The following is a 12,767-nucleotide window of genomic DNA, read 5'->3' on the forward strand; positions in this document are numbered from 1 at the left end:
AAAATAACTTTACTGGTAGCGCATCCACTTCAGAATCTCTTTAAGGTTCGGTTTCTTGCCATACATTAGAATTCCAGTTCGATAAATTTTACCGGCAAGCCAGGTTAAAAGTATAAAGGTGGCTATCAGAATATGCATCGAGGCAACCACCTGCCAGGCTGGCACACCAAAGGGAATCCGGGCCATCATGATAATGGGCGAAGTAAAGGGTATCATCGAAAACCAGAATGCCACCGAACCCGAAGGGTCGGATATTGCATTGGCCATTACAATAATGGAAATTATCAATGGTATGGTGACCGGAAACATAAACTGCTGGCTGTCGGTTTCGTTGTCTACTGCCGAACCAATGGCGGCAAACATGGCCGCATACAATAAATAGCCCCCTAAAAAATAAAACAGAAACAAGCCGAAAATAAGTACAATGTCAATATCCTTCACCATCTCAATCATACCCGAGAAATCAAACTCCGGCTCTTCGATGGTAGCCACATCTGCGGCAGGAGTCGATTCGAACAATTCCGTGGGTTGGTTTTGCATTGCCTCCACATCGTTCATTTTTTCGCGCATCAAAAAGCTGGAAGCTCCCTGAAAAATAAGAATGGTAAGCAGGATCCAAGCTAAAAACTGTGTGAGGCCCACAAGACCGATACCCACAATTTTGCCAAGCATCAGCTGAAAAGGTTTTACCGAGGTAATAATTACTTCGATAATACGATTTGTTTTCTCTTCGACCACCCCGCGCATCACCTGCGAGCCAAAATAAAAGATAAAGCCATAAATAAGCATGCTGCACACATACCCCACAATGCGCTTCAGGTTTACGTTGCCCTTGTCTTTAAATCCATCTTTATCGAGCAGTTTAGACGATAAACTGACATGGGTTTTGAGCGATTTTAATACTTCCGGTGGAACATTGTAGGTAAGCAGTTTTCTGCTTTGCAGGTAATTTTCGAGTGTAGAGGTAAGCTGCAATTCCAAACCCAAACTTGGGTGTTCTTTAGACAAAAACTCTACCGATACATCCTGCCCACTGAAAATTACGTTATGCCTGATTTTTAAAAACCCATAATAATTCGACTCTTTTGCAAGCGATTCGACCATAGTCTCCGCAAGGCCACCATGGTATTCGAAGGTAAGCAAAGGTTTATTCTGAAAAACGCCTTTAAACACCAATAGGCTATCGGGTACAGGTTCGCCAAATCGATCGTACTCCACCACTACAATAGTTTTAGCTTCGTTGTCTTCTAATTGAGTTAGCCAGATTGGAGCAATGAGCATGGCAGCAAAAAGCAACGGCCCCAGGATGGTCATTACAATAAACGATTTTTTACGCACCCGGGTAAGGTATTCGCGGGCTATAATGTGCTTGACCTTGCTCATATCGAATAGGGTTGAGGTTGTTTAACGGCTTGTATAAAAACTTCGTTCATCGAGGGCAATACCTCTCTGAATACGTGAATTGGCACCAGCTCAAGCGCATAACGTAAAATATCATTGCCCTGGTGACCACTTGGCAATTGCAGGAGCAGGTAGGCATTGCCATCTTCCCGAATTCCGCTGGCTTCTATCCGACAATGTCCCCGGAGCTGCCTTGAAAGCTCATCGGAATTTCCGGAAAATACCAATTCGAAGCGGTTTTTCTTAAACTGCTGGCGAATATTGGAGACTTTGCCCTGTAGTATAGTTTCGGCTTTATTGATAAGGCTTATGTTGTCGCAAAGTTCTTCGACCGAACTCATGTCGTGGGTAGAAAGGATAATTGTTTTTCCCTCTTTCTTCAGTGCAAGTACTTCTTTCTTCAGCATGCTGGCATTTACAGGATCAAAACCACTAAAAGGTTCGTCGAGTATGATTAGTTCTGGGTCGTGTAAAATAGTAGTAATAAATTGTACTTTCTGAGCCATCCCTTTCGAGAGCTCCTCAATCTTCTTGTCCCACCAGTTAACCATTTCAAACTTATCGAACCAATACTTTAGTTTGTGTATGGCATCGTGCCGCGATAGGCCCTTCAAACGCGCCAGGTACAAAGCCTGCTCGCCCACTTTCATTTTTTTGTACAATCCCCGTTCTTCGGGCAAATAACCCAATGAGGCCATATCGCTGGCTGCAAAGGGATGATGACGAAAAAAGATCTCTCCACTATCCGGAGCGGTAATTCGGTTAATAATGCGGATTAAAGTGGTCTTGCCTGCTCCATTGGGGCCTAACAGTCCATAAACAGAGGCTTGGGGAACATCGATGGAGACATTGTGAAGGGCAAGTTGGTTGCTGTACTGCTTGTAAATCTGGCGGGCTTCGAAATAGGGCATAGATTTTTTTTAACCAAAAATATGATTTTAATGGTATCGTCAAAGTATCCCGGTGGTTAAATTTGGTTAAATCCTTAGTCGAACATGTTTTTCATGCGGTCGAAAAAGCCGGTATCTCCGGCAGCGGCGTCAGGAATAAAATTCTCTGAAACAGCCATCTTCTCGATGGTTTTTTTCTCTTCCTTGCTCAAGTGTGTGGGTATCCACACATTGATGTTGACAAGCAAATCTCCCCGGCCATAACCATTTACTTCTGGCAGACCTTTGCCCCTTAATCGCAGAATCTTTCCGGGTTGGGTGCCCGGTTCAATCTTTATTTTAACTTTTCCATCAACGGTAGGTATTTCAACATTGTCGCCCATGGCTGCCTGTGGAAAGCTCAGATAAAGCAAATACATAAGGTCGTTGCCATCGCGTATCAAATGGGGATGCTTTTTTTCTTCGATTACCACCAATAAATCGCCATTCACACCACCACGGCGCGCTGCATTTCCCTTTCCAGCCACATTCAACTGCATACCTTCTCCTACGCCGGCAGGAATGTTCAGGCTTATTACTTCTTCGCCTTTTACAATGCCCTCGCCAGCACAGCTGTTGCATTTATCTTTAATCATAGTGCCATCGCCATTGCAGCTTGGGCAAACCGAAGTGGTCTGCATGCGTCCGAGCATGGTATTGGCTATACGGGTTACCTGGCCGGCACCATTACAGGTACTGCAGGTCACAAAACCATCACTTCCCTTAGCTCCTTTGCCATGGCATGCCTCACAGGCTACATACTTCGTAACTTTTATCTTCTTTTCTACCCCTTTGGCTACCTCAAATAAATCGAGGGTAACTTTTACACGCAGGTTGGTGCCTTTGTTCACACGCTGGCCACGGTGTCTGCTGCCGCTGAACCCACCAAAGCCTCCAAAACCAAAATCGCTGAAAATATCCCCAAAATGACTAAAGATATCCTCCATGTTGGTAAAATGACCTCCACCACCGGCAGCACCGCCCAAGCCGGCATGGCCATACTGGTCGTATCGCTGGTGCTTTTGTGGGTCGCTCAGTACTTCGTAGGCTTCTGCAGCTTCTTTGAACTTATCCTCTGCCTCTTTATCGCCCGGGTTTCGGTCGGGGTGAAATTTGAGCGCCTGCTTGCGGTAAGCTTTTTTTATTTCATCAGCCGAAGCTGACTTGGGAACATCGAGTATCTCGTAATAATCTCTTTTTGCCATATCTGTGCTTTTACGCTTTATTCGCCTACCACTACTTTGGCATACCTGATAACACGATCGTTAAGCAGATAGCCCTTTTCAATCACATCTATCACCTTCCCTTTTTCTTCTTCGGTAGGTGCAGGTATTTTGGTGAGTGCTTCGTGAAAATCGAGGTCAAAAACCTGGTTGCGAGCATCGATTTCGCTTATACCGTTTTGTCTCAGAAACTCGACAAATTTATTGTAAATTAAATCGATACCAAGTCGAAACGAATCCAGGTCGACAGCTTGAGAAAGGGTATTCCGACCACGCTCAAAATCGTCAACTACCGGAAGAATATCTTTTAGCAGATCGGCATTAGCCAATTTTGTGATCTCCGCCTTCTCCTTTAGCGTGCGTTTGCGGTAATTGTCAAACTCTGCACTCAACCTCATGTATTTATCCTGCCATTCCTTGGCTTCTGCTAGAATGTCTTCCAGCCTGCGTTCCAACTCCTCTATTATTTCCGATTGCCCGTTCAGCTCCGATGCTGACACATTATCGCCTTTCTCTGACTGAATGTCGGTTTCTGATATGGATGTTGCCTCATCGACAGCTCCTGATTCTTTTTTATTTTTGTTGTCTGCGTGATCGTGTGCTTGGTACTTCTCACTACCTGTGGTTTTCTTTACTGACTTCCTGGTCATAGGTTTTGAACTGTTTTAAAATTTCTCCTGCGCGGGTCAAAATACTTGCCAATCGCATTGCTTGGGACAAATTGACAGTTAGATGCCTATCTGACTTTGCCATTTACGATTAGGGAGAAATTGTTTTTAAATGCCATAAAAAAACCTTTGCCCGTTAACAGCAAAGGTTTTTAATACAATATGTAAAAGTGCTATTAATACGAGTTTTTATCGTTATGGAAAGTATAACCCACTGTCCATTCAAAGATATCGGCTACCCCTTTGTGTGCTTTTATGGTTACACCGGCGTGGTAATGGTCGGCAAACCTGTAGCGTATTCCTGCTCTTTCGTAATAAGGGGTTTCTTCGTTGTTCATCTCATTACGGTGCAGATAAATACCTATACCCAAAGGAATATAAAGGTTTTTGGTGAGTGCCCATTCCCAGGATCCAACCACAGCATAAGAAAATGAATTGGAGAAATTCGCTTCGCCCGATTCGCTTCTTAATTCGCTGTGTGCAGCATAATACATATCCATTCCCACACCTAAACGGTAACGGTAGTTTATTTGTTTAAGAAGGTTCACACTCAAAGCTGCCTTTAAATAATTTGGTTCTCCATGTTCGTAGTTCTTACTACCGGCAATAAAGGACACATTGGTAAGGTAATGCTTTGTGTAATCAGGAATAGTGGTTTTATAATGATAAATAGGGTCTTTACTTAATTTGTAACTCAGACCCAGGGTAAACGGAACAAGGTTGATTCCGTAATTGGGCTGCTTGAAAGAGCCATTGGAAAAATGCTTGAACCCGATGGTGGCATTCATTGCCAACTTGTCGTTGAACTTGTAATTGGCCAGAAACCCAAGGTGTACGTAGCAGTTGCGGTACGACCCGATGAAAACATTGGTGGGGTTTTCGATGGTATCGTATGGATTGAATTTATAAGAAAGGCCAAAAGCACCTGTGTAAGAAAATGTAAGTTTATTGGTAGCTTCGAAAGCAAAGGGAATGGTAAGAAAAAAGTACAAAGCATGCGGTTTTCCCACATCGCTGTTATGAAAAGTAGAAGCATACCAGCCCACACCCAGGTAGGGTCTGCGGTATACATTGCTGTATATATCGTAAGGATCTGATTTGCGAAATGCGAGGCGCACATCAATTCCATTGTAATACGAACTGTTTACTACCTGGTCGCCTAAATCGGTATCGTTGCTAAGCATGGCTCCGTTCTCGAATCGTAAATCAAGGTATTTTACATATTTCTTTTGAGGAACCGGAATCGGTTGTTCAGTGTTTTGAGAAAATACTGCCAGGGTTGAAATGCATATACCTGTAATAAGTCCAATGATTCTTTGATACTTCATAGTAAATTCTATATTAATTTCTTACTTTTCTATTCAAAGGGTTTTGCAGTGCACTTTCACTCACTATCTTTTTGTCGGTTATTCGTTTTAGATAGGAATACTACCCTCAAGGAAGTATTAATTTAAATACTATAAAACTACCGTACATATTTTTAGACAAATGCCGTTTAGGCAAATTAAGCACATTAAAACAAGCATACAACTGCCGGTTTTATCATTCTAATACTAAAGTAAATTATTTCGTTATCACTTCTACCCCTACAGGCAGCTTCTTGTAGCGAAGCTGATATACCGATTTATACTTTGTGGGGTTCTTCAGATATTCTTTCAACTCATGCACTGTTTCCTGATCGGCAAAAGGCATAAGAGGCTGTTCGACACAGAACACTTTGGACAGGGATTTTTTGATGGTCACATCCCACTCTTTATATAGTCTGTCGAAGTCAGGAGCTTTTAGCACACCTCTGCAATGGCTGCTTCCGCAGAAGCAATACATTTCGCTCTCCAGATTAAAAATGCCATACTCGTCTGTGATTTCTTCGCCCGGAAAAATATCACGCACTGCAATCTCGAAGCCATAGCCTGTGCTGATGGTGTTAAAATTGCAATTGTGGTTTACAAACTTTCCGATATCCCAGCTAAGAATACGGTCGCCATGCTCATCGATGTAGGAATACTTTTCGATGATTGATTGCATCTCCGGAATGTGCAAAGCATATTCCGATTGACTGACTGCTATCTCAAGACAGTCTCTTACATAAACCAAGGTACCTTCAGGAATTAATTTTGTGGCAAAGACACCATAACCAATGGTATCGCTAATGTGCCTCAACTCTGTAGATGGGTGAATCATTTTTTACCTAGCTGTATAGTTTAATGATTAAAGATGGGGACTAATAAAGCATCGTATTTGTGTGGACTAATCAAATAATATTCAATGTTTGGGACCAAAAAAAAGGCTCTAAATATGTCCGATGTCAATGACTTAGTCGTTACAATTTTTGTATGAATTAATCTGTGCAAATAAAAGCATAATATCGATTCATTAAGTAATCTTAAACCAACTATTAATTAAAAATTAAGCTGAATTTATTAACCATGCTACAACCGGCTGATTCTGGCACCTAGAGCATTTAACCTGGTGTCGATTTGTTGATAACCCCGGTCAATCTGGTCTATGTTATGGATGGTGGAGGTTCCTTCGGCCGAAAGGGCAGCAATGAGTAATGCTACACCAGCGCGAATATCGGGCGAGGTCATGGTAGTTGCCCGTAATTTTATCTTGTGCTCAAGCCCAATAACTGTGGCCCGGTGCGGGTCGCAAAGTATTATCTGTGCACCCATATCGATGAGCTTGTCGACAAAAAATAGGCGGCTTTCGAACATTTTTTGATGAATCAGCACACTGCCCCTGGCTTGAGTAGCCACCACCAATATGACACTGAGCAGGTCCGGCGTTAGTCCGGGCCAGGGAGCATCGTCGATGGTAAGAATGGAGCCGTCGATAAAATTTTCAATGGTGTAAATATCCTGACCGGGCAAGTAAATGTCGTCATTTCGAAATTCGAATTGAATTCCCAATCGCTGAAATGCCCGGGGAATGATCCCCAGGTTTTCCACCGACACATTCTTGATGGTGATTTCAGAACCTGTCATGGCAGCCAGTCCAATAAAACTACCTACCTCAATCATGTCGGGCAATAGCCTGTGCCTGCAGCCACCCAGTGAGTCAACCCCTTCGATGGTAATCAGGTTGGAGCCTATTCCATAAATTTTGGCACCCATGCTTACCAACATGCGGCATAATTGCTGCACATAGGGCTCGCAAGCCGCATGGTAAATGGTTGTTTTTCCTTTTGCAAGCACAGCTGCCATTACCAGGTTGGCAGTTCCGGTAACCGAAGCTTCTTCAAGTAAAATGTATTTGCCTTTCAGGTTGCTGGCTTCAACACGGTAAAAGCTTTCAGAAGGATTGTAGCTAAATTCAGCTCCCAGTTCGATAAAACCGTTAAAATGGGTGTCGAGCCTGCGGCGACCGATTTTATCGCCTCCTGGTTTAGGGATGTATCCTTTGCCGAATCTTGCCAACAAGGGGCCAACAATCATCACGCTTCCTCTAAGGCTTGCACTCTTTTTCCGGTACTCGTCGGTGAGCAGGTATTCGATGTTTACCTGGGCAGCCTTAAAGGAATAAGCTCCCTCGTCCGTTTTTTTTACTTCCACTCCTAATGCAACAAGCAAATCAATCAGATGGTTGACATCGACAATATCGGGTATGTTTTCGATTATAACTTCTTCGGAAGTGAGCAAACAGGCGCACAATACCTGCAAGGCTTCGTTTTTGGCACCCTGGGGAATAATTTCGCCTTTTAACCGGTGCCCGCCCTCAATTTTGAAAGACCCCATGATTATTCGGGTTTGTGGTTATTTGCCTTTTTTGAAGGGTTTTTTGAAATGCTTTTTTTTGGCCACCAGTTCGCGGGTATCGGTAAGCGATACTCTTTTGATGTCGATGGTTCCGCCTCCAAGGGTGTTGAGGTCGTTTAGAATAATCTCATCGTCCACGTTTTCGCGATTCCAGGAGTAGTACGCCTTTTTCATGTGGTTTGCAATCTGGCTGATAAGCTTGTATTTATCATCGCTGTCGGGCAGTTCGCATGCCGATTTAACCATCATCTCCACCGAATGTCCATAGTGACGATAACGGATGCGGCTGGTACCGTAGGCTACCTGCTTTGGCTTTTCGATAAAAGTCTCCGGACGAGGCGGATCGTAGGGGTAATCGATATCCAGGTCGAAGCGGGCAATCAGTGCCAGGTGGTCCCACAGTTTATGCTTAAAATCGTTGATGTCGCGCAGGTGAGGGTTAAGGTTCCCCATTACTGCCACAACTGAATGAGCAAGACGGTTACGTTCGGTGCGGTCGTCGATGGTTTTTATGTAGTCTACCATCCGGTGGATGTTACGACCGTATTCCGGAAGAATCAATTTCGACCGGCTGGTATTATAATCAAATTCCATAACTAATAAATATGTGCTGCAAAGCTAATCGAATTTATCGAAGCACCCAAAGCCATTGCTATAAAAGTGCTCAAGACAGAAGTGATTATATATTAGATGGTTTGCTATTCAATAGTAACAATTCGCAGGCGAGCAAATTTCAGCAACAGCTGCTTTTCTTCCTTTATCTGCTGAAAAAACACCGTAGCCTTGCGGTTGGGCATTTCGCCCTCGATTTGTATTACCTTACCTTTCCCGAACCGCTGATGTTCTACAGTCATTCCCGACTGAATTTTCTCAGGAGAATCGGCTACAAAACTGCTGTCGATGGGTGCATTGGCATTTGGGGTCTGGCGGAACTGGGTTTTGGGGCGCAATGGAAAGTTATTGGTTGTAGTACCCGTATCTCTTTTTCTGAATGGGAAACTGCCTGCATCGACTGTGTTTGTCGTTTGACGCATATCGTTCGGCCATTCGATGTATTCGGCTGCAATTTCTTTCAGGAATCTGCTGGGCGCGCAATCGGTAGGTGTACCCCAACGGTAACGGTTCTGTGCAAAACTAATGGTTACCTGCTGCATGGCCCGGGTAATAGCAACGTAAAAAAGCCGGCGCTCTTCTTCCAGTTCGCGCTGGCTGTCTTTTGCCATCGACGATGGAAGAAGGTCTTCTTCGCATCCGGCAATAAATACCTGTTTGAATTCAAGTCCTTTGGCCGAATGAATAGTCATGATGCTAACCTTGTTACGGTCTTCATCCTTTTCGTTGTCGCTGTCGGTGAGCAGGGATACATTCTCGAGGTAATGGCCAATGCCCATGGCTTCGCCAGTTTCGCGCGAGGTTTCCACAAAATCGCGTATGCCGTTTAACAATTCTTCGAGGTTTTCGTATTTGCTGCGTTCTTCCGGGGTAGTGCCATTGTACAGGTCTTTCAGAATGCCGCTGGCAGCAGCCATTTCAGAGGCCAGCTGAAAAGCATCGAGACTTTGTACTTGCTGTTGGTACTTACGTATTAAATCGGCAAACACGGTAAGCTTCGATAGAGTGCCCTGGTTAAATTGAAGGAGATTGTTGTAGCTTCCTGCATGGATAAGAATTTCCCACAAAGGAACATCCTTTTTAGCTGCCAGCTCTTCGAGGTTCGAAAGGGTGGTTTTACCAATCCCTCTCGTCGGGTAGTTGATGATACGTTTGAAAGCCTCGTCGTCGTTGGGGTTTACTACCATTCGTAGGTAGGCAAGCATATCCTTAATCTCTTTCCGTTGATAGAAAGAAATGCTGCCATAAACCTTGTAGGGTATATTGCGCTTACGCAAGGCCTCCTCAAAAATACGCGATTGGGCATTGGTGCGGTACAATATCGCAAAATCGTTGTATTGCAATTGCTGACCAAGCAAGGTGTCTAGAATCTGCGACGAAACCAAAAAACCTTCCTCAATATCGGTGAGGGCTTTTACTACTTTCAAAGGCTGGCCCTCTTCCTGTTTTGAGAAGATGGTCTTTCTTATCTGCTCACTGTTCTTGTCGATAAGGCTATTTGCGGCATTGACAATGCTTTGGGTAGAACGGTAATTCTGCTCTAACTTAAAGAGTTGGCACTCGGGATAGTCTTTTCTGAAATTCAGAATGTTTTCGATCATAGCACCCCGGAAGGAATAGATACTTTGCGCATCGTCACCCACCACGCAGATATTATGATGCTTTTCGGCCAGTTTTTTTACGATGAGATATTGGGCAAAATTGGTATCCTGGTATTCGTCTACCAGAATAAAATCGAATCGTTGCTGGTACTTGGCCAACACCTCCGGAAAATCGCGGAACATGATATTGGTATTTAAAAGCAGGTCGTCAAAATCCATAGCTCCCGATTTTTTGCAGCGCGAGGCATAGAGCTTAAACACCTCGGCCATCATCGGACGACGGTTCATCTGGTCGGTCTGGCGTATTTTCTCGTCGTTGTAATAGGCCTGTGGGGTAATCAGTTTGTTTTTTGCGCTCGAAATACGACCCAACACCTCCCCAGGTTTGTATATTTTATCGTCGAGTTTCAATTCAGCAATGATAGACTTTAACAGGCTTTTTGAATCGATGGTATCGTAAATGGTAAAATCAGAGGGGTAACCCAGATTGGAGGCCTCGGAACGCAATATGCGGGCAAAAACGGAATGGAAGGTGCCCATCCAGAGCGAATGCGAGGAGTTGTTACCCAGGAGTTTGTGTATTCTATCCTGCATTTCCCTGGCAGCCTTGTTGGTAAAAGTGAGAGCAAGAATGCGCGAAGGCTTTACACCCTGCTCCAGTAAATGCGCAATACGATAGGTGAGAACACGGGTTTTCCCGGAACCTGCACCTGCAATTACCAGCGAGGGTCCCTGAAAATGCGATACTGCCAGTACCTGCGCCTCATTTAATCCTTCGAAGAGTCTGCTCATTCTTTTTAGTCAATCATTTTACCAAACTTTGGCAAAAATACAATTCTCAAATAGCTGTTTGGTTTTTCTCACAATTATTTATACAGAAGAATTTAACAGACAGCATACCCAGTGTATTCAAAGAATATAAGCTGCCTGTGCCAAATACCTTATGCTTCAATCGATACGAACAATAAACCCTCTGATCGGCGCTTAAGTTTGAGCGGGTTTATTTAAAAAGAGATTTGCTGCTGCCATACTATTTGATATTTTTGTGAGTTATTTTTTAGGACTCCTCAAAAATTAAGATGTTTTCTGCGTTCAGTTTTTAATGGGCTGCGAACCGAAATGCTAACACTAAAATTTTAATATACAAACAAATATAATGCACAGGCTCCTTTCAGGGTATATTCTCCTTTTCATTCTTCTGCCGCAATTTGCATTTACCCAGATTACGGCCCCCTATGCCGATTTATCCGATACAGCGGCCTATGCCGGAGGAAAACCCGATTCTCTATTTGTCTTCAACGCCGAAAACCCGCAAAAATTCCTTCTTGCCGATACAAGCGGATACAGTACCCACCAGGTCGAATGGGATGAATATATCCCGGGTACAGGATTTCAACCATTCTCTGCTGGAGAATTGCAGCTTAATATCGCAAACAGCCCCTTTTCCCAGGGCTATAGGTTGCGACTGGTTGGAACCCCAACCCTAGAATGTATTTGCTGGGTGATGATTAATGAGAGTAGCGTGGAAATTCTCACCAAAAATCCGGCAGGTGTCATTACGCGCGATGCACTCACCAGCAGCGATTGCATTGCTATTGGATACATCGAAGTCGAATACAAACCACGCAAACTGGAGTATTTCGATCCCACCACAAACGATACGCTTACATACTCTCTAAGTTATAAAAGTAGTTCGGAAATAAGCCCGCAGCCCGATGCTGGTTTCGGCATTTTAAACGAAGCAGATCCCTTGAATGGTCTTTTACGCTTTTCCATTAACAATTCGTGGTGGAAAGATGCCAGCTATATTATAAAAATTACCGACAAGGCTAACCTGGTCCGGCAAGACACTGTGTTGGTAACAGCGATAAGGCCCTATGCCGATTTTAAAACTCCCGAGCATATACCCCTTAACGACCGCGATTATTATCCCGACCGCGATACACTCTATTACCGGGCTTATGGTGAAAATTACACCGAGAAATCGGCTCCAGGACTTTATAGTTTCGAAAGTGGGGCATTCAATTTCGACTCGATTGTTTACCATTTTGGAGATTCGGTAAAGATTACCACCGAACAGGAAGATACGGTTTATGCTTACCAAAAATGGGGCGTATACGAAGCCTGGATCGAAGTAGTCAATTATTTCGATTTTCGAAGAGAGTGCTATTATACTTCGGATAAAATAAATCTCGAATTATCTAAGCCAAGCTTTGCTTCCAGCGATGGCAACGAAGTGCAAAATGTTTTTTCTCCTCCCAACGGAAGCAATCCAATCTGGAGGCTGGACGATGTGAGCATCATAGATTTTGAAATTGCAATATACAACCGTTATGGAAGGCGAATTCACTATTTTAAAGGGAATATCCGTGATTGGGGCGGCTGGGACGGACGAATCAACAATTCCTCCAGCTACGTAGCTACAGGGGTTTATTTTTATGTGATAAAAGAATTTTCAACGGCTCCTTCTTTTGGCACTACCGAATCGGTAGACCTGGGCGATGTAAAAAAGGGTGCTATTCATGTTTTCAATACCGAATAAGCATATTCTCGCAATAAAAAGCAAAACCTCCTATGA

Annotated in this window: 10 protein-coding genes; 1 reads left to right on the forward strand and 9 read right to left on the reverse strand. The window is 43.8% G+C overall.

Going from position 1 to position 12,767, the window contains the following annotated elements:
* Positions 1 to 9 precede the first annotated feature (9 nt).
* The 9 genes from IPM71_05420 to IPM71_05460 form a co-directional block, all read right to left on the reverse strand.
* Positions 10 to 1,383, reverse strand: coding sequence for an ABC transporter permease (locus tag IPM71_05420; protein ID QQS52174.1), 1,374 nt, complete (start codon positions 1,381 to 1,383; stop codon positions 10 to 12).
* Positions 1,380 to 2,312: an ATP-binding cassette domain-containing protein gene (locus IPM71_05425; protein ID QQS52175.1), complete on the reverse strand. Its 933-nt coding sequence runs from the start codon at positions 2,310 to 2,312 to the stop codon at positions 1,380 to 1,382. The genes IPM71_05420 and IPM71_05425 overlap by 4 nt, the downstream gene beginning before the upstream one ends.
* A gap of 74 nt (positions 2,313 to 2,386) precedes the next feature.
* Entirely contained in the window at positions 2,387 to 3,535 is a 1,149-nt protein-coding gene (gene dnaJ, locus IPM71_05430) for a molecular chaperone DnaJ (protein ID QQS52176.1), read from the reverse strand.
* Positions 3,536 to 3,552: 17 nt separating this feature from the next.
* Complete coding sequence (locus IPM71_05435; protein QQS52177.1) at positions 3,553 to 4,203, reverse strand: nucleotide exchange factor GrpE; 651 nt, start codon at positions 4,201 to 4,203, stop codon at positions 3,553 to 3,555.
* A 194-nt stretch (positions 4,204 to 4,397) separates the two neighbouring features.
* Positions 4,398 to 5,549 (reverse strand): acyloxyacyl hydrolase, encoded by a 1,152-nt coding sequence (locus IPM71_05440; protein ID QQS52178.1) that lies wholly within the window; start codon positions 5,547 to 5,549, stop codon positions 4,398 to 4,400.
* 235 nt (positions 5,550 to 5,784) lie between these two features.
* Entirely contained in the window at positions 5,785 to 6,402 is a 618-nt protein-coding gene (locus IPM71_05445) for an SET domain-containing protein-lysine N-methyltransferase (protein QQS52179.1), read from the reverse strand.
* A 248-nt stretch (positions 6,403 to 6,650) separates the two neighbouring features.
* A complete protein-coding gene (gene murA / locus IPM71_05450) occupies positions 6,651 to 7,955 on the reverse strand; it encodes a UDP-N-acetylglucosamine 1-carboxyvinyltransferase (protein QQS52180.1) in 1,305 nt (434 codons plus the stop codon).
* A gap of 18 nt (positions 7,956 to 7,973) precedes the next feature.
* Entirely contained in the window at positions 7,974 to 8,570 is a 597-nt protein-coding gene (locus IPM71_05455; protein QQS52181.1) for a DUF4290 domain-containing protein, read from the reverse strand.
* Positions 8,571 to 8,674: 104 nt separating this feature from the next.
* Complete coding sequence (locus IPM71_05460) at positions 8,675 to 10,981, reverse strand: UvrD-helicase domain-containing protein (GenBank protein QQS52182.1); 2,307 nt, start codon at positions 10,979 to 10,981, stop codon at positions 8,675 to 8,677.
* A gap of 364 nt (positions 10,982 to 11,345) precedes the next feature.
* Between IPM71_05460 and IPM71_05465 the strand changes: the two genes are divergently transcribed.
* The gene (locus tag IPM71_05465; protein ID QQS52183.1) at positions 11,346 to 12,731 is read left to right on the forward strand and encodes a gliding motility-associated C-terminal domain-containing protein; all 1,386 of its coding nucleotides are present in this window, start codon (positions 11,346 to 11,348) and stop codon (positions 12,729 to 12,731) included.
* Positions 12,732 to 12,767: the final 36 nt, after the last annotated feature.

Source organism: Bacteroidota bacterium (genome assembly GCA_016699695.1).
Lineage (GTDB): Bacteria > Bacteroidota > Bacteroidia > Bacteroidales > UBA10428 > UBA10428.

Coding starts and splice junctions, on each gene's coding strand:
- IPM71_05420 (QQS52174.1), bottom strand. CDS start 1,383: ATGAGCAAGGTCAAGCACATTATAGCCCGCGAATACCTTACCCGGGTG.
- IPM71_05425 (QQS52175.1), bottom strand. CDS start 2,312: ATGCCCTATTTCGAAGCCCGCCAGATTTACAAGCAGTACAGCAACCAA.
- dnaJ (QQS52176.1), bottom strand. CDS start 3,535: ATGGCAAAAAGAGATTATTACGAGATACTCGATGTTCCCAAGTCAGCT.
- IPM71_05435 (QQS52177.1), bottom strand. CDS start 4,203: ATGACCAGGAAGTCAGTAAAGAAAACCACAGGTAGTGAGAAGTACCAA.
- IPM71_05440 (QQS52178.1), bottom strand. CDS start 5,549: ATGAAGTATCAAAGAATCATTGGACTTATTACAGGTATATGCATTTCA.
- IPM71_05445 (QQS52179.1), bottom strand. CDS start 6,402: ATGATTCACCCATCTACAGAGTTGAGGCACATTAGCGATACCATTGGT.
- murA (QQS52180.1), bottom strand. CDS start 7,955: ATGGGGTCTTTCAAAATTGAGGGCGGGCACCGGTTAAAAGGCGAAATT.
- IPM71_05455 (QQS52181.1), bottom strand. CDS start 8,570: ATGGAATTTGATTATAATACCAGCCGGTCGAAATTGATTCTTCCGGAA.
- IPM71_05460 (QQS52182.1), bottom strand. CDS start 10,981: ATGAGCAGACTCTTCGAAGGATTAAATGAGGCGCAGGTACTGGCAGTA.
- IPM71_05465 (QQS52183.1), top strand. CDS start 11,346: ATGCACAGGCTCCTTTCAGGGTATATTCTCCTTTTCATTCTTCTGCCG.